The organism is Stutzerimonas chloritidismutans, from assembly GCF_051486945.1.
Classification (GTDB): domain Bacteria; phylum Pseudomonadota; class Gammaproteobacteria; order Pseudomonadales; family Pseudomonadaceae; genus Stutzerimonas; species Stutzerimonas chloritidismutans_B.
This window is the reverse complement of the sequence record NZ_JAHVDX010000003.1, coordinates 709,794-724,992: the sequence shown is the minus strand read 5'-3', so window position 1 is coordinate 724,992 and position 15,199 is coordinate 709,794. Positions and strand designations below refer to the sequence as shown.

Genomic DNA, 15,199 nt, shown 5'->3' with positions numbered 1-15,199 from the left:
GCAAAGGATATGCACATGCTTAAAAGGTTCTGGCTCTGGCTTGGCCGCGTTCTGGCCAAGCTGATAATCATGGTGGTTGTCATTGGGCTAGCTGGCTGGGCGATCGGCGCAGTGGTGTTCCACGTGAAGCACAGCGGTCCGGTTTCGAGCGAAGAGGTCATCGCGCCCACCGAGGCCGCCGACACCCAGGCGATCATCGAAAACGCGGTCGCCGTGGTCGAGCAGCACAGCGAGAACACCCGCGTACTGCGTGACGCCCATGCCAAGGCGCACGGCTGCGTGCGCGCCGAGGTTAGCGTGCGTCAGCGCCTCGAACCCGAGCTTAGGCAAGGCGTGTTCAGTGATCCAGGCAAGGCATGGAGCGCCTGGGTCAGGCTTTCCAACGGCAACGCCTACCCGCAATTCGATCGCATCAAGGATGCTCGAGGCATGGCGATCAAGCTGCTCGACGTACCTGGCGAAAAACTCACACGCGACCCGCGGCATGCCGGCGAACAGGACTTTGTCATGTTCAATCACCCGGTTTTCTTCGTGAGTGACGTCGCCGAGTACCGCAGCAACTTTGCCGCGCAGGCCGAGGGCAAGAAGGCCATGGCGTTCTTTCCCAGCGCCGATCCAAGGACGTGGCAACTGCGCCACTTGTTCATCGCCCTGCAGACCCTCGCCCCAGCACCAGAGAGCCCGGTCGCGACTACCTACAGCTCGGTCGCGCCCTACAAGCTGGGCGACCTGAACATCAAGTACCGCGTGATTCCGGCACCCGAGCGCTGCCCGACCTACGCACTGCCGGAGCAGAACCGCGACCTACCGAACTTTCTACGCAGCGCGCTTTATCGACAACTCTCGCTAGACCGCGTACCGGCCTGCTTCGAACTGCAAGTACAACGGCAGAAACCCGAACACTACATGCCGATCGAAGACACCAGCATCGAATGGGACGAGGCGATTTCGCCATTTGAAACAGTTGCCGACATCCGCCTGCCGGCTCAGGACTTCGACAGCCCCGAACAGAACCTCGCCTGTGACAACCTCTCGTTCAACCCCTGGCATGCGTTGCCAGCCCATCGCCCCATCGGCGGGATCAATCGATTGCGCAAGGCGGTGTACGAGGCGATCAGCACCTATCGCTTGGAGCGCAACGGCGCGCTGCGGTAACTCGCGGGCGCTTCCTAAAGCAGAACCATGCGCAAAAAAAAAGCGTGCCCTGAGGCACGCTAAAGGATGAAGCGCACGCGGTGTCACTTCACTTGGCTGATTAGATCCCGCCGCAGCAAGGTCTTGATCTTGACCAGATGGTCGTCCTCCTGCTCTTTGGCCTTGTGAAAGCCCTTTGCAATCCGGGGGTGACCGCCTGCTTCGGCCAGTTCGATCAACAATTCCCAGGCGGCATTGTCTTCAAGCTCAAGGGTGAGCAGCGCATTGATGCCCTGGGAAATGTTCGTACGTGGGTCGGTGAGCACCTGCATGACGCCCATCGATTTGACCGCAACGATATCCGCGCAGGGCGTCTGCGCGGTTGGGTCAGCCCCGAGCGTCTCGATCGCTTCGGCCACCATGTGCATGTGCTCGAACTCTTCGTCGCGGATGTGCTGCAGTACCTGAACCAGATCGGAGCCGGCGGTCTCGAGCGCCTTCGCCTTGGCGATCATGGCGTCATACAGCCGAACACCGCTGCGCTCGAAGGCCAGGCGCTCGCCTAGCTTGTCGACAAGTAGCTCAGGGCTTTTGCCCAGCGCCATATCGAACGTCGACTTGATCATGCCCTTGGCCGACCCAGGTACAGGAACCGAGCCAATGCGATCAGCTTCCTCGGCACGCGTCGAGCGCTCGAGCATCATGCCCTTGGAATCGCCAGGAACGTCTGGATGGATCTCGTTGACGGCATCGAGCAGGCGCTTGGTGTCCTTCGGAGACATTTGCACGCCAGTGAAGTTGGTACCGAGTTTTGCGGAAGTTGCCATGTCCTGTTCTCCTCAAGAAGCCTTGCGCATCTTCATCAGTTCGCCACCTGGCGCCCATTGGTAGCCCGCCGAGACGATGTTCGACGCGACACCTTCGGAGTTGAGTTGGGCGCGGTAGTCCAGGGAGTTCTGCGGCTCTTGGCTCTTGTCGACGTACTGAGTGCCGCTAGTGCGAAGGTTGACTTCTGCAGCCAAGACCTGGCGAACGAAGTCGCGCTGGCTCTTGAACTCGATCATCTTTGGCAGCGGGCCTCCCAAGATCTCCGCCGGGTCGCGGCGTTCGATCTTCTTGAAGTACTCGCAGGCCATGTTCAGATGGCCCAATTCGTAATCGAGGAAGCGCTCCCACATCGCCTTGATGCGCGGGTTCGTCTCCTGCTCGGCGCAGCTGGCATAGGCATAGACCTCCATCGCCTCGTGAACCAGCCACTTTTCTATGAAGGACTCGAGCGGGTCGGCCAGTGAACCGTACTGGGTCACGTGCTGCTCTTCGACAGAGGCAATCTCGGCGTAGAGCTGCCGCGCCAGCGGATCGGCGAACAACGGGCCGATGTTCATGTAGTAATCGTGGGTCTGGAACTCGGCCGCCGTGATCATTGCTGCATGAATCTTGGTAATCAGCGCCGCCTGTTCTTTTTCATAGCTTTCACGCAGGTCGTTTTCAGGATGGCGATGGTGCTCAGACGTCTGCCGGCCCGGGACGATATCGGTGTAGCCCTGCAGGATGTTGTTGGCATCCTTGCCTTCGAGGCGGTCGAGCATGGCCGAGTAGCGATACAGGTGGTCGAAGTCTTCCAGCAGGCCGAAGCGATACGTCTGCGCCTGGTAGGGATCGGGTTCAGTCTGGGCGACCGCAGCAGTGACCTCGATGGCCACCTGCTCATAGGCGACCGTGGTTTCGAGCGGCGAGTGATCGGCAGAGATCAGCCAATTGATCATCGTTGCCTGGTGTTGCTCGACCCGACGAATCTCGGCGAGCGGCCCGCGTAGCTGGCCGGTAATGCGCGCGATGCCATGCTTCAGCCGCAGCGCATCGGTCTCGATACCGTTCATAAGGATGATGCGTACCCGGGTGAAGGCGTCATCGTCGAGCTTGCTGATGGGCTTGCCCGCCATCTCCTTCCAGGTGAATTTCTGCTTGTCGAGGGGCGTGCCCTTGTTATCGAGAATGCCCGATAGGTTATCCATGTAGCCTCCGTTGGAACGGCTTTTTCTAGGTTCGGCGTACGGCAGCCTGAGGGGCCACGTAGGCGCTAATCACGGGTCAGCAAGGCTGACTGCCTAGAAAATGGACGGAACCAGGGGCGAAACAATTCCGTGTTAAACGGCGCGAAAAGCCGATATCACGACGAGCGGCCGCCTCCAACCCCGCCGAACATGGCGTTATCGAGCGGAACGGAAAACGCCGCGATGCCTTGCCGGACATAGCGCCAAGCGAAGCGGCGACGACGCCTTACATCAGCGCGTCCAACCGCCGGCTCCGCTCGTCGGCACGCAGGCGGCCGAGCGCTTCGACCGCCTCGTAGAAGCGCGGCCAATCGCCACCGGCCTGCTCGAACAGCGCAGCGAACGCTGGCACCCACCGGTCATACAAACCGAAGGGCACCAGACTGGCGTTATTCAGTGGTTGGGCCATCCAACGATCAAAGCGCGTGTCGCCTTGCCACTGCGCGTCGCGCAGCTGTCGATAGGCCTGGCGCAGGCGGGTGAATTCGGCTGCCTTGGCGGTGCGCATCCGGTCAGCGCCAAGGCCCGAGGCGTACAGCACGGCCAGTCGTTCACGCGTCTCCAGCATCAGCTGGCTGAAGTCGGCGTAGTGGTGGGGCTGCCCAGGTCGTGCCGGCGCCACGCCGCGCCGGGCCTGCCACTGGCGCAGCCCCTCGTGCTCGACGAAAGACGCGAAGGACTCGTTGAACGCGGTGTCGTCGGCCACATACAGGCGCTGATGGGCCAGTTCGTGGAAGATCAGCCCGGCGAGACGATCATCGCTCCAGCGCAACATGGAGCTAAGCAGCGGGTCGTCGAACCAGCCCAACGTGGAGTAGGCCTGCACGCCGGCAACGTGGGTGTCATACCCCTCCAACCCGAGCCGCGCCGCCTCGCCCCGGGCGCGACCCTGCTGGTAATAACCGCGATACGCCACACAACCGGCAATCGGAAAACAGTGCGTCAGTGGCGCCACGGCAAACTCCGGCGTGGCGAATACGTTCCACACCACATAGGGCCGCCCGATATCGGCATAGACGCGGTAACTGCCGTTGTCCGGCAGGCCCAGCGCTTGGCTGGCGAAGCGTCTGGCTTGCTGTGCCTGGGCCAGGCGCTGGCGCAGGGCCGGCTCGGTCCGCGGGCTCTCGATAATCGCCTCGACGGATTCACGCTGGCTCAGCAACGTCAGCTGGCCGGCAACGAGCTGCCCGTAATAGGTGCTGCAACCACTCAGCGCCACCGCCAACACCAGGGGAACCCAACGTAGGCTACGGTTGTCGACTGGGGCGCTTTTGAGCTTGTAACGAGTCGGCTTCGACATGAAACGCCTGGCATACGGGCCCTTCGCGGGCAGTGTGCCGAGCCTACAACGACAACGAAGCCCACCCAACCACGACATCGCCTCATCGCCAGCCAGACCCCGCTGCCGATCGGAGAGACAGCCATGCGAATCCTGCTTGTTGCGCTTGCGCTCACCAGCCTAAGCGGTTGCGCCCTGTGGATGCCCAAGCACGACCCCAGTCAGGCCTGGGTTGAACTGGCCCCCAACGGCGAGACCGAACTGAAGGCCGTGGCGGTCGACCAGAAGCCGCTCGATGACCACCGCTATTTTCAAGTCACACCCGGCAGCCACCAGCTCGGCATGCGCTACCGTTTCGAAGTCGCTCCAGCCGACGTCGGCCGCGACAGCGACGCGCTGGAGCGTGACTGCCGCCTGACGCTCGATTACGACCGTTTCAACGCCGGCATGCGCTACCGGCTGGTTGCCGGCGGCTACGGCTTCCGCCCCTGGGCACGGCTCTATGATCAGCACGACCAGTTGCTGGCCAAAGCAACCGAACGCGGCTGCGGTGGCGTCGCGACCCGCTGAACGGCGCGCTCACTGCGGAATAACGGGCAGGCGTTGAAAATCCGCGCTGTCTGGCTCAGGCTCGACGGCTCATGGCCTGGCGCTCAGCCCGGCTCGGAGGATTGAACATGCGACTGCCCTTGCCGTTATGCCTGGCGCTCGGCCTGTCCGGCTGCGCCAGCCCCCTACCCGCGCCCGACCCCGGCATGGCCTGGGTTGACCTGCGTGCGCAACCAAGCGACATCTTCATGTCCGATCGCCTGGACGACAAACGCACGCCCGACGGGCGCTACTTCCAGGTCGATCCCGGTGCGCATGAACTCGAGGCCCGCTACGAATTCGAAATCAGCAGTGGCGGACTTGGGCAGTTCGGCGAGACCCAGTACCTGCGCTGTACCTTGGTCATTCGTTACGACGACTTCCAGCCCGGGCGGCGTTATGTGTTCGAAGCCCGGTCCCTGGGCTTCACACCGCAGGGCTGGTTGCGCGACGAAGACCGCAACGTTGTGGCCGACGCAGAGGCCGAGCACTGTTACTAAGTGACGCGCCGCGCGGCGCGTCAGCAGAGAGGTAGAAGATGTCCCCTATCGAACAGGTGCGGTTCTCCGCACTGGACCTTGCGCCCATCCGAGACGACGGCGACGCCGGGCTTGCCCTGCGCAACTCGCTGGCGCTGGCACAACATGTCGAACAGCTCGGCTTCGAGCGTTTTTGGGTCGCCGAGCATCACAACATGGACGGCATTGCCAGCGCGGCGACCTCCGTGCTCATAGGCTACCTGGCCTCCGGCACGTCGCGGATTCGCCTGGGCGCGGGCGGCGTGATGCTGCCCAACCACGCGCCCTTGGTGATCGCCGAACAATTCGGCACGCTCGAAGCGCTCTATCCGGGCCGTATCGAACTGGGCCTCGGCCGCGCGCCGGGCGCCGACCAGTTCACGGCGCATGCGTTGCGCCGCGACCGCATGGGCAGCGCCGATGATTTCCCCGCGGACGTCGAGGAGCTGCAACTGCTACTTGGCCCGCGCCAGCCTAACCAGCGCGTGATTGCCATGCCGGGTGTCGGCAGCAATGTGCCGCTCTGGCTGCTTGGCTCCAGCCTGTTCAGCGCCCAGCTAGCCGCTGCGAAGGGCTTACCCTACGCCTTCGCCTCGCATTTCGCGCCGCGCTATGTGCACGAAGCGATTCGCCTATACCGCGACAACTTCCGGCCGTCCGAGGTGCTCGACAAACCCTATGTGTTGCTTGGCGTGCCGTTGATGGCGGCCGATACCGACGAGCAGGCTGAGTACCTGGCCACCACGGCGTACCAGCGCATTCTGGCGCTGATACGCGGGCAAAGCCTGGTGCTGGTGCCGCCGGTCAGAAGCATGCAAGGCAAATGGCTGCCGCACGAACAGGATGCGGTTGGAAGTTTTCTAGGTATGGCCTTGATCGGCGGTCCTGCGAAGATCCGCGCGCGACTGGACGTCCTGCTCGAGCAGACCGGCGCCGACGAGCTGATCTTTACCTGCGACTTCTACGAAACCGCCGACCGCCATCACGCGTTCGACATCGTCGCCGGGCTGCGCTGAGCCCGTCAGTCAGCGATCCGCAGGATGACCTTGCCGCGTACGTGCCCGGTCTGGTTCAGGCGCATGGCCTCGGCGGCGCGCTCGAGCGGGAAGCGTTCGGCGACGGGCACATCCAGCCGCCCTTCTGCTGCCATGTCAGCCAGCACCTGCAAATCGCTACCGCTGGGGCGCACCCAGATGTAGTGACCACCGGCCTGCTGCACTGAGTCATCGACGATCGAGGCGTGCCGGCCACCTTCACGCAACACCGCCTGGGTGACCGGCAGCACGCCGCCGATAAAGTCGGCGACCACATCGACGCCTTCGGGCACCAACTCACGCACGCGCTCGGCCAGCCCATCGCCATACTCGACCGGCTCGATACCAAGCGCGCCGAGAAAGTCGTGGTTCTTCTTCGACGCCGTGCCGATCACGCGGCCGCCCAGGTTACGAGCGATCTGCGCACCCATCACGCCGACACCGCCCGAGGCCGCATGAATCAGCACGGTGTCGCCGCGGCCGATGCCCAGACGCGTCAGCAACTGATAGGCCGTCAGGCCGGCCAGCGGCAAGCCGCCGGCTTCGTCCCAGCCCAGCGCCTCGGGCTTGCGCGCGACCGAACGGGCCGGGACGCTGACGAATTCGGCGTAGGTGCCACCTTGGACATAATCCTTGCGAGCGTAGGCGAGCACCGGGTCGCCGACGGCGAATTCGGGCACGTCGAAGCCGACCGCTTCGACCGTCCCTGCCACATCCCAGCCGGGGATCACCGGGAAGAAGGTGGGCATCACCGCATCCAGCTTGCCGGCCATCAATTTCCAGTCCACCGGATTCACAGCGGCGCGGCGCACGCGGATCAGCACCTCACCGGGCGCCACTTTGGGCATCGGCTCATCGCTGAGCTGCATGACGTCAGGTTCGCCGTAGCACGCATAAGTCATCGCTTTCATCGAGTACTCCCTCTGGCTGGGCGAGGCGAAGGGCTGGCAGCACCGCGCCTCGCAACGGTGCCTTTCTAGTGACCGGGCATCGCGCAGGCAATTCCGCCCGGCGGACGGGACGTGTCATCCGCCGGGCATGCTGAACCTCATCCCGCGTGCCCGGTTCGAAAGGAACATGGCGCCGCAGCTGTCCGCGCGACGCACCCGAATCGGAACACTGAATGAATTTTCTCGAATGGATGGCCGTGCTCGGCGTCCTGCTCTTGATCCTGGCGCTGGCGTCGGCCTACCTGCGTTGGCTCCCCGTGACCACTTCCTTGATCTATCTCGGCTTCGGCCTGCTCATTGGCCAACTGGGTATCGGCCTGTGGGAAATGGAGTTTCTGCACATCGCAGGGTGGATGGAACACCTCACGGAAATCGCCGTATTGGTGTCATTGTTCGTCAGCGGCCTCAAGTTACGCATGCCGTTAAGTCACCCGGCCTGGAAAAGCGCCTACGTGCTCGCCGGCCCGGTGATGCTGGCCTGCATCGCCGGGGTTGCCGCGTTCTGTCATTACGCCTTCGGGCTGAGCTGGGGAGTCGCCGTGCTGATCGGCGCCATCCTCGCCCCCACCGACCCGGTGCTTGCGAGCCTGGTGCAGGTGAGCAACTCACGGGACAGTGACCCCGTGCGCTATGGCCTGTCCGGCGAGGCTGGATTCAACGACGGCACGGCGTTTCCCTTCGTCGTCTTTGGCCTGCTGCTGATCGAGGAAGGCACGCTCGGCTCCGGCTGGGTCAGCGGCTGGGCGCTACACCGGCTGCTCTGGGCGGTGCCCGCCGGCCTGGCGTTCGGCTACTTGCTCGGGCGCGTCATCGGCCGGCTGGCCATCTACCTTCGCGCGCGGCACGCCGATACCTCCATGTCGCCCAACGACTCTCTGGCCCTTGCACTGATTGCCTTGGCCTACGTTGGTGCTGAGCTGATCGGCGCCTGGGGATTTCTCGCGGTGTTTGCCGCCGGCCTCGGCCTGCGGCACGCCGAGAAAGATGCCGCGGACGAGTCCGAAACCCCTTCCGAAGAGTTGATTGCGCACGCCGTGCCGCACCTTGCCGAAGGCGGCCTGGTACCGCGTGAGTTACCGCTGGAGGAAGGCAAAATCGACGAGCCCAAGGTCGCCGCCGGCGTGATGGTGGGCGACATCCTGACCTTCGGCGGGCAGTTGGAGCGCAGCCTGGAAGTCTTGCTGGTGACCATGCTGGGCGTGCTGGTCTCCGTCCACTGGGACTGGCGCGCAGTACCGCTGGCGCTGGCGCTGTTCATGTTGATCCGCCCACTCAGCGTCTGGCTGTTGATGCCGCGGCGTTACCTGGACCGCACTCAGCGCCTGACCGTCGGCTGGTTCGGCATCCGCGGGATCGGCAGCCTTTACTACCTGAGCTATGCCATCACCCACGGCCTGTTGCCGGATGAAGCAGACGACATCATCCAGTTGGTCATTTCAGTGGTGGTGTTGAGCATCTTGATCCACGGGCTGAGCACTCAGCCGCTGCTGCGTCGTTATGAACGCAGCCGCGGCCAACCCCCGACCGATCACGCCTGAAGGGCGCCCGGCGAAGGGCGCCGGCGAGAGGGCGTTGCCATCAGCTGTTGGCGAGACGGAAACCGACCTTCATGGTGACCTGGAAATGGCCGACCTTGCCGTTCTCGACATGGCCTCGAATCTCGCCGACCTCGAACCATTCGACGTTTTGCAGTGACTTGGACGCCTCGGCGATGCCGTTCTGGATCGCCTCGTCGACGCTGTTGCGCGAGGAACCGACGATTTCTACCTTCTTGTACGTGTGATGGTCCGACATGAACTGTCCCCTTCTGGTCTGAGGAGCCTCCGCTCGATGATGACGCGTCCTGTCTCATTGAGGCCCGTAGAGCGGGCAGGAAGTTCAGCGCAGCGGCGCGATCGGCCCGCTCAAGAGGCCAGAGTCGAGCTGACGCGGGGTGCGTCGCGCCCAACGAGCCCTACGTCAGCCGCCGATAAGCGTAGTGCTGCGGCTTGAAGACCTGATTGAAATGCTGCCCGAGCGAGTCGGCTTCCAGCAGCGCCTGCACCGCCTCCGGCGGCACCCCTTCGTAGCGATACTGCGAGCCGTTGTGAAATTCGACTTCCAGTACTCTCCCGTCCGGGTCGTAACCCAGCGCCCGCAAGCTACTGGAGTTCACCGCGACGCGTTTCATGGCGCCTTGTCGGGCTGCTTCGTGAACCCTTCGGCCTGCATGCGCCAGAGCGCATGAAATTCGCCCTCTCGGCTACGAAGTTCATGCGGGGACCCATCTTCGACAATGCGCCCGTCACGCAGCACGAGGATGCGGTCGAAACTCGCCAAGGTGGATAGCCGATGCGCGACTGCCACGACCGTTCGGTTATGAACCAGGTTGTTCAGCGCGGCCTGAATTTCCGCCTCGGACTGGGTATCGAGCGCCGAGGTGGCCTCGTCGAGAATCAGGATGGGGGCATCCTTGAGGAACGCGCGCGCAATGCCCAGGCGCTGGCGCTGCCCGCCGGACAGCATCACCCCGCGCTCGCCGACGAGGGTGTCGTAGCCCTGCGGCAGCTCGCGGATAAAGCCGTCGCAGAAGGCACTGCGCGCGGCGGCTTCGACTTCCTCGTCGCTGGCGCCGGGCCGGCCGTAGCGGATGTTGTCACGAATGCTGCGGTTGAACAGCGCCGTCTCCTGCGGGACCACCGCAATCTTCTCGCGCAGGCTGTCCTGGCTGACGCTGCGGATGTCCTGGCCGTCGATGAGAACGCGCCCGCCCTTCACATCGTCCAGCCGTTGGATGAGGTTGATGAGCGTCGACTTGCCGGCGCCGGACGAGCCCACCACGCCGACCTTCTGCCCCGCCGGGATGTGCAGATCGAGGCCCTGGAACACAGCGCCGCGGTCCGGGTAGCTGAAATCGATCGCCTCGAAGGTGATGTCGCCTTCGGCCAGCATCAGCTGGGTGTCGCTGTCTTCCAGGCCGTGCGGCTGGACGATGATGCGCAGGGTGTCGTCGATGGCGCCGAGTTGCTGGGTGGTGTCCACCAGCGCCAGCGCCAAGTCGCGCGAGCCGTGCAGGATGCGGAAGGTCAGCGCGCTGACCAGCACCACGTCGCCGGCGGTCACCGAGCCGTCGACCCACAGGCTGATGGCCCAGACGAGCATGCCGCCGGCCATCACCGACAGGCAAATGTCGTGCATCACCCGCGCCTTTTCCAGGTACATCCAGCTGCGCCGCTGGGCACGGGCTTCGTACCCGATCTCATGGGCCAGGCGTTCGGCCTCGCGATCGCGCGCGGAGAAGGCCTTGATCGTCCAGACATTGGAGACGGCATCGACCAGCTCGCCGCCAACCCGCGCCGACTGCGCCGCGAAGCGCTGGTGCTTGCTGCGCCCGCGGATGCCGAAGCCGGTGATCAGCGCCGCGACGATGGCGACGAACAGGATCAGCGCCACCGCCATGCGCCAGTCCACGGTGAACAGCACCACCACGGCGCCGAGGAAGTCGACGATCGGGGGGACGATCTTCCACGCCAAGCCGCCGTAGATTGAGCCCGCCGCACCGCCGAGGGCCGAAATGCGATTGCCCAGCGAGCCGGCGAAGTGCTCGGTGAAGTAGCGCATCGGGTGGCCGGTCAGGTGCTTGAACAGGTCGACGCGGATGTCCACGACGCTGGCCACCACCGTACGGCAACCGAGCCAGCCGCCCAGGCGCCAGAACACGTTTTCAATGACGATCAGGCTGATGAACAGCCCCAGTGGCCACCAGACGTTGGCCGATGCACGGTCCGCGCTGCCCTGCGCCATGGAGTCGACCAGCAGCTTCATGCCGTACTGCACCGCCACCGCGCAGCTCGCCGCACCGACGATCAGCGCCAGCAGACCCCCAAAATGCCACGGCCGCGCGCAGATGTAGTGCCAGAGGAAGGCCACCGGCCGGCTGGGCAACGGCACGTCGCGGGGACGGGCCTTGGGCGCGGCAGCCGGGGCGTTCATGACAGCGCTTCGGCGATGTGCTGGGCGGGGCTGGTCTGGTGAAAACGCATCTGCTGCAGGCGCAGCTCGTCGGCCAGCCCCTGATGGACGCAGCGGTTGCCATTGTCATCGGCGAACCCAAGCAGGCCGACCGGGCAATGGCGGTCATCGGTCCAGCCGGGGTAGTCGAGCACCGGGTACAGGCAGATGCCTTCCACTTGAACACCGGCCTGCATGGCGAGGCCGGCCTGTTCGCTGACGTAGCGCAGCCAGTCGCCACGCACATCGCCCTCGGCGCCGGTCTCGGCGATCAGAATTGGCCGCTTGTAACGGTGCGCGATCTCGCGAAGGATGCCCTTGAATGGCCGGTAGTCGGTGCTATCGCGCGGGATGGTCTGACCGTCCTCGTGATACCACTGGTTATCGGAGTAGTAGTTCACGCCAATGATGTCGAGATACTGCGGCGCACCGCCGAGGCCCGGCCAGAGTTCGCCGGTGAGCATGTCCCATCCCTGGAACTGCGACAGGCGGAAGTCTTCCGCAGCGCGTCGCGGGCCGGGGCGGTCATTTCGCGAGGTGACGTGAATCGCCGGGTCGACCTGGACGAAACGCGCACGCGGTTCCACGTCGCGGATCGCCTCGATGGCCGCGATGCTGGCCCGCACCAGCTGGTGCTTGAGCTCGAAGCCGCGGCCACGGGCCATCGGATTGAAGTAGGCCTCGTCACCGCCTGCCCATGACCAGAATGAAATCTCGTTGACCGGTGCGTAGAAGGGCACACCGTCGGTCTCGTCCTTGACCAGCTGCGCGGCCGCCGCGGCGAAACGGGCGAAACGCTCGACGAACTGCGGCCGCCAGATGTCGAGGTCGTCCGGCCAGCCGTAATGACACAGATCCCAGATGACCTGCGTACCTTGGCGATGCGCGGCTTGCAGCATGGGCAGGAAGCTCGACCAATCGTAGTGGCCGGACGTCTGCTCGATCAGGTGCCAGCGCAGCCCATCGCGCACGCTGCGGATGCCGTGGCGCTGGAGTACACCGTAGTCGTGCGCGGCCCAGCGGTCATGCCCCGTGGCAACCAACAGGTCGAGCCGCCTGCCGTCACTACGCCGGTGCGTCGAACACTCGAAGCCGCCCAGAAAGAAGCTGTCGAACAGCGAGGGCTGGTGCATCAATACGACTCCCTCACGGCGCCTGGTCGGCCAGGCTGCGGGCATGCTCGTCGCTTTCCCCGGCCTCGGGCCCGCGCTCGGCCTCTTCAATACGCTTGTACAGCGCCAGCGCCTGCCCGACCACCTGATCCATGTTGTAGTACTTGTAGGTGCCGAGCCGGCCGACGAAGGTCACGCCGGGCGTCTCGTCCGCCAGCTTCTGGTAGCGCTTGTAGAGCTCGGCGTTCTCCGGCCGCGGGATCGGGTAGTAGGGGTCGCCCTCGGCCGACGGGTATTCGTACGTAATGCTGGTACGTGGATGGACCTGCCCGGTGAGATGCTTGTACTCACTGATCCGCGTGTAGGGCACGTCTTCGCTTGGGTAGTTGACCGTACCCACCGCCTGGAACTGCTCCTGCTCGAGCTGCTTGTGCTCGAACTTCAGGGAGCGGTACGGCAGCTTGCCGAAGCGGTAGTCGAAGTACTCATCGATCGGGCCACAGAAGATCAGATGGTCGTACTGCACCTCGTCGCGGATCTCGCGGTAGTCGGTGTTAATCATCACCTTGATGTTCGGGTGCGCGAGCATCTTCTCGAACATCTTGGTGTAGCCATGCTTGGGCATCTGCTGGAAGCTGTCGGTGAAGTAGCGGTCGTCGGTGTTGGTGCGCGTGGGGATGCGCGAGGTCACCGACTTGTCCAGCTGCGACGGGTCAAGGCCCCACTGCTTGCGGGTGTAGCCGCGGAAGAATTTCTGGTACAGCTCGCGGCCGATGCCGTTGATGACCACGTCTTCACTGGTCTGGATGTCCTCGACCGGCTCGGCGCGGCTGGCGAGGAAATCCGCCGCCTCCTGCTCGGTCGTTATGTTCAGGCCATAAAGCTTGTTCAGCGTGGTCATGTTGATCGGGATCGGCACCTGCTGCCCGTCCACCTGCGCCAGTACGCGATGCTCATACGGCCGCCACTCGGTGAACCGCGAGAGGTAATCGACGATGCGCTGGGCGTTGGTGTGGAAGATGTGCGGGCCATAGCGGTGGATCAGCACACCGGCTTCGTCGTAATGATCGTAGGCATTGCCGCCGATGTGCGGGCGCCGGTCCACCACCAGCACGCGCTTGTTCAAGCCGGCCGCCAGCCGCTCGGCCAGCACGCTACCAGCGAAACCGGCACCGACGATGAGATAGTCGAAGCCGCGACGGCGGCCGGACGAACCCTCGCTGGCGCCTCCGCCTGCGTGCTCGGGGTTGCTGTCTCGCAGGCTCATATCGCGCATAGCATCTTCTCCTTCATCAGCGCCCAGGTATGGTCCCAGGACATGTCGCCGAGAATCTCGTCAGCGGTTTTCAACAGGCGATCGCGGTCTTCACCATCGGCCAGGGCCTGCTCGACCGCGGCGACGAACGCCTCGGGCGTATCGGCGATATGGACGATCTCGGTATCGCCGTAGGTGCGCACCACGTCCTTGATCGGCGTGGACACCACAGGGCAACCACCGGCCAGGTATTCGGGCGTCTTGGTCGGGCTGATGAAACGGGTCGATTCGTTCATCGCGAACGGCATGATCGCCACGTCCCAGCCGGACAGGTAGCGCGGCAGCTCGTCATACGTCTTCCCGCCCAGGTAGTGGATGTTGTCGCGCTGCGGCAGGTCGGCCGGGTCGATCTTCACCACCGGGCCGACGAGCACGAACTGCCAGTCAGGCCGCTGCTTCGCCACGTCGGCGACCAGCTCGATGTCGAAGCGCTCGTCGATCACGCCGTAGAAGCCCAGGCGGGGATGGGGGATTTCGGCCTGGTCCTCGGGATCGGCCTGGGTCCGCCGAGCCTCGGCGAAATGCGCCACATCGACGCTGCTCGGGAAGGGATGGGCGTCATCATGCAGCTCGCGCTTGGCTTCCCAGATGCTATAGCCGCCGGTAAACACCAGGTCGGCGCGCTTGAGCAGTTCGCGCTCGCGTTCGACCAGCTCGGGTGGCGCGCCGCGGAAGGCCGACAGCTCATCCATGCAGTCGTACACCGTCAGCTTGGGCTTCAGGTGGCCGGCATAGCCCAGCGCCATCGGGGTGTAGAACCAGAGCATCAGATCACCGACGCCGAGCTTGGCCAGGTAGCCATCGAGCAGGTCACGCTGCACGCGCAGCGCCGTCTCGCCTTCGCAACCGTGTGGCAGGCGCGGCACCAGCACTTGCACGCCGTTCTCCTCGGGACGCACTTCCAGCCAGGGCTGCTGATCCTCGGTGGGGATCGGCTCTTCGAAGAACAGCACGTTGAAATCACGGGCAAAGCGCGACATCAGGTGCTGCGGGCGCTGGTAGACGAAGCTCCAGCGCAGGTGGGACAGGCACAGCAGGGTCGGGATCTGCTCGTCGAAGATCACTTCGGGCGGCGTCTCCTGCTTGTCGGGGGATTTGCCGATTTCGTATTGGTAGGGTCCGGCCCAGCTCATGGAAACCTCGTAAAGGGTAGCAATGCCCTCCAGATTCCCTTCTGCCGCATCACATAGGCCCGCGCAGCCCGCGCAAAGCAAAACCTGATGGC

Annotated in this window: 15 protein-coding genes; 5 read left to right on the top strand and 10 right to left on the bottom strand. The window is 64.2% G+C overall.

Annotation, left to right across the window (positions count from 1 at the left end; all coding sequences use genetic code 11):
- Nucleotides 1-15 precede the first annotated feature (15 nt).
- Nucleotides 16-1,155 (top strand): catalase family protein, encoded by a 1,140-nt coding sequence (locus KXR72_RS15305; RefSeq protein WP_437421941.1) that lies wholly within the window; start codon nucleotides 16-18, stop codon nucleotides 1,153-1,155.
- Nucleotides 1,156-1,238: 83 nt separating this feature from the next.
- Here KXR72_RS15305 and KXR72_RS15300 read toward each other — a convergent pair whose 3' ends face one another.
- The 3 genes from KXR72_RS15300 to KXR72_RS15290 all read right to left on the bottom strand — a co-directional run bounded on the left by KXR72_RS15300 (nucleotide 1,239) and on the right by KXR72_RS15290 (nucleotide 4,488).
- Nucleotides 1,239-1,961 carry a ferritin-like domain-containing protein gene (locus tag KXR72_RS15300; RefSeq protein ID WP_437421940.1) on the bottom strand — a complete coding sequence of 241 codons (723 nt, stop codon included), beginning with the start codon at nucleotides 1,959-1,961 and terminating at the stop codon, nucleotides 1,239-1,241.
- 12 nt (nucleotides 1,962-1,973) lie between these two features.
- Nucleotides 1,974-3,149 (bottom strand): hypothetical protein, encoded by a 1,176-nt coding sequence (locus KXR72_RS15295; RefSeq protein WP_437421939.1) that lies wholly within the window; start codon nucleotides 3,147-3,149, stop codon nucleotides 1,974-1,976.
- Nucleotides 3,150-3,414: 265 nt separating this feature from the next.
- Complete coding sequence (locus KXR72_RS15290; protein ID WP_437421938.1) at nucleotides 3,415-4,488, bottom strand: aminopeptidase; 1,074 nt, start codon at nucleotides 4,486-4,488, stop codon at nucleotides 3,415-3,417.
- 123 nt (nucleotides 4,489-4,611) lie between these two features.
- On the opposite strand from KXR72_RS15290, the gene KXR72_RS15285 reads away from it, so the two are divergent.
- The 3 genes from KXR72_RS15285 (at nucleotide 4,612) to KXR72_RS15275 (ending at nucleotide 6,589) form a co-directional block, all read left to right on the top strand.
- The gene (locus KXR72_RS15285; RefSeq protein ID WP_437421937.1) at nucleotides 4,612-5,037 is read left to right on the top strand and encodes a hypothetical protein; all 426 of its coding nucleotides are present in this window, start codon (nucleotides 4,612-4,614) and stop codon (nucleotides 5,035-5,037) included.
- A gap of 107 nt (nucleotides 5,038-5,144) precedes the next feature.
- Complete coding sequence (locus KXR72_RS15280; protein ID WP_437421936.1) at nucleotides 5,145-5,555, top strand: hypothetical protein; 411 nt, start codon at nucleotides 5,145-5,147, stop codon at nucleotides 5,553-5,555.
- Between the two features lie 38 nt (nucleotides 5,556-5,593).
- Nucleotides 5,594-6,589 (top strand): LLM class flavin-dependent oxidoreductase, encoded by a 996-nt coding sequence (locus KXR72_RS15275; protein ID WP_437421935.1) that lies wholly within the window; start codon nucleotides 5,594-5,596, stop codon nucleotides 6,587-6,589.
- A 5-nt stretch (nucleotides 6,590-6,594) separates the two neighbouring features.
- Here the strand turns inward: KXR72_RS15275 and KXR72_RS15270 are convergent, their stop codons facing one another.
- Nucleotides 6,595-7,518, bottom strand: a complete 924-nt coding sequence (locus KXR72_RS15270; RefSeq protein WP_437421934.1) for an NADP-dependent oxidoreductase — start codon at nucleotides 7,516-7,518, stop codon at nucleotides 6,595-6,597.
- Between the two features lie 212 nt (nucleotides 7,519-7,730).
- Between KXR72_RS15270 and KXR72_RS15265 the strand changes: the two genes are divergently transcribed.
- On the top strand, nucleotides 7,731-9,095 hold the full coding sequence (locus KXR72_RS15265) for a cation:proton antiporter (protein ID WP_437421933.1): 1,365 nt from the start codon (nucleotides 7,731-7,733) through the stop codon (nucleotides 9,093-9,095).
- A gap of 40 nt (nucleotides 9,096-9,135) precedes the next feature.
- Here KXR72_RS15265 and KXR72_RS15260 read toward each other — a convergent pair whose 3' ends face one another.
- The 6 genes from KXR72_RS15260 to KXR72_RS15235 all read right to left on the bottom strand — a co-directional run bounded on the left by KXR72_RS15260 (nucleotide 9,136) and on the right by KXR72_RS15235 (nucleotide 15,107).
- Nucleotides 9,136-9,351, bottom strand: a complete 216-nt coding sequence (locus tag KXR72_RS15260; protein ID WP_011915136.1) for a dodecin — start codon at nucleotides 9,349-9,351, stop codon at nucleotides 9,136-9,138.
- Between the two features lie 160 nt (nucleotides 9,352-9,511).
- On the bottom strand, nucleotides 9,512-9,727 hold the full coding sequence (locus tag KXR72_RS15255; RefSeq protein ID WP_437421932.1) for a KTSC domain-containing protein: 216 nt from the start codon (nucleotides 9,725-9,727) through the stop codon (nucleotides 9,512-9,514).
- Nucleotides 9,724-11,529 carry an ABC transporter ATP-binding protein gene (locus KXR72_RS15250; RefSeq protein WP_437421931.1) on the bottom strand — a complete coding sequence of 602 codons (1,806 nt, stop codon included), beginning with the start codon at nucleotides 11,527-11,529 and terminating at the stop codon, nucleotides 9,724-9,726. The genes KXR72_RS15255 and KXR72_RS15250 overlap by 4 nt, the downstream gene beginning before the upstream one ends.
- Complete coding sequence (locus KXR72_RS15245; protein ID WP_437421930.1) at nucleotides 11,526-12,680, bottom strand: beta-glucosidase; 1,155 nt, start codon at nucleotides 12,678-12,680, stop codon at nucleotides 11,526-11,528. The genes KXR72_RS15250 and KXR72_RS15245 overlap by 4 nt, the downstream gene beginning before the upstream one ends.
- 13 nt (nucleotides 12,681-12,693) lie before the next feature.
- Nucleotides 12,694-13,935 carry a UDP-galactopyranose mutase gene (gene glf / locus KXR72_RS15240; RefSeq protein ID WP_437421929.1) on the bottom strand — a complete coding sequence of 414 codons (1,242 nt, stop codon included), beginning with the start codon at nucleotides 13,933-13,935 and terminating at the stop codon, nucleotides 12,694-12,696.
- The gene (locus KXR72_RS15235) at nucleotides 13,923-15,107 is read right to left on the bottom strand and encodes a glycosyltransferase family 1 protein (RefSeq protein ID WP_437421928.1); all 1,185 of its coding nucleotides are present in this window, start codon (nucleotides 15,105-15,107) and stop codon (nucleotides 13,923-13,925) included. The genes glf and KXR72_RS15235 overlap by 13 nt, the downstream gene beginning before the upstream one ends.
- Between the last annotated feature and the right edge of the window lie 92 nt (nucleotides 15,108-15,199).

Excerpts from the sequence above, each read along its gene's own strand:
- KXR72_RS15305 (WP_437421941.1), top strand. The coding sequence starts at position 16 with ATGCTTAAAAGGTTCTGGCTCTGGCTTGGCCGCGTTCTGGCCAAGCTG.
- KXR72_RS15300 (WP_437421940.1), bottom strand. The coding sequence starts at position 1,961 with ATGGCAACTTCCGCAAAACTCGGTACCAACTTCACTGGCGTGCAAATG.
- KXR72_RS15295 (WP_437421939.1), bottom strand. The coding sequence starts at position 3,149 with ATGGATAACCTATCGGGCATTCTCGATAACAAGGGCACGCCCCTCGAC.
- KXR72_RS15290 (WP_437421938.1), bottom strand. The coding sequence starts at position 4,488 with ATGTCGAAGCCGACTCGTTACAAGCTCAAAAGCGCCCCAGTCGACAAC.
- KXR72_RS15285 (WP_437421937.1), top strand. The coding sequence starts at position 4,612 with ATGCGAATCCTGCTTGTTGCGCTTGCGCTCACCAGCCTAAGCGGTTGC.
- KXR72_RS15280 (WP_437421936.1), top strand. The coding sequence starts at position 5,145 with ATGCGACTGCCCTTGCCGTTATGCCTGGCGCTCGGCCTGTCCGGCTGC.
- KXR72_RS15275 (WP_437421935.1), top strand. The coding sequence starts at position 5,594 with ATGTCCCCTATCGAACAGGTGCGGTTCTCCGCACTGGACCTTGCGCCC.
- KXR72_RS15270 (WP_437421934.1), bottom strand. The coding sequence starts at position 7,518 with ATGAAAGCGATGACTTATGCGTGCTACGGCGAACCTGACGTCATGCAG.
- KXR72_RS15265 (WP_437421933.1), top strand. The coding sequence starts at position 7,731 with ATGAATTTTCTCGAATGGATGGCCGTGCTCGGCGTCCTGCTCTTGATC.
- KXR72_RS15260 (WP_011915136.1), bottom strand. The coding sequence starts at position 9,351 with ATGTCGGACCATCACACGTACAAGAAGGTAGAAATCGTCGGTTCCTCG.
- KXR72_RS15255 (WP_437421932.1), bottom strand. The coding sequence starts at position 9,727 with ATGAAACGCGTCGCGGTGAACTCCAGTAGCTTGCGGGCGCTGGGTTAC.
- KXR72_RS15250 (WP_437421931.1), bottom strand. The coding sequence starts at position 11,529 with ATGAACGCCCCGGCTGCCGCGCCCAAGGCCCGTCCCCGCGACGTGCCG.
- KXR72_RS15245 (WP_437421930.1), bottom strand. The coding sequence starts at position 12,680 with ATGCACCAGCCCTCGCTGTTCGACAGCTTCTTTCTGGGCGGCTTCGAG.
- glf (WP_437421929.1), bottom strand. The coding sequence starts at position 13,935 with ATGCGCGATATGAGCCTGCGAGACAGCAACCCCGAGCACGCAGGCGGA.
- KXR72_RS15235 (WP_437421928.1), bottom strand. The coding sequence starts at position 15,107 with ATGAGCTGGGCCGGACCCTACCAATACGAAATCGGCAAATCCCCCGAC.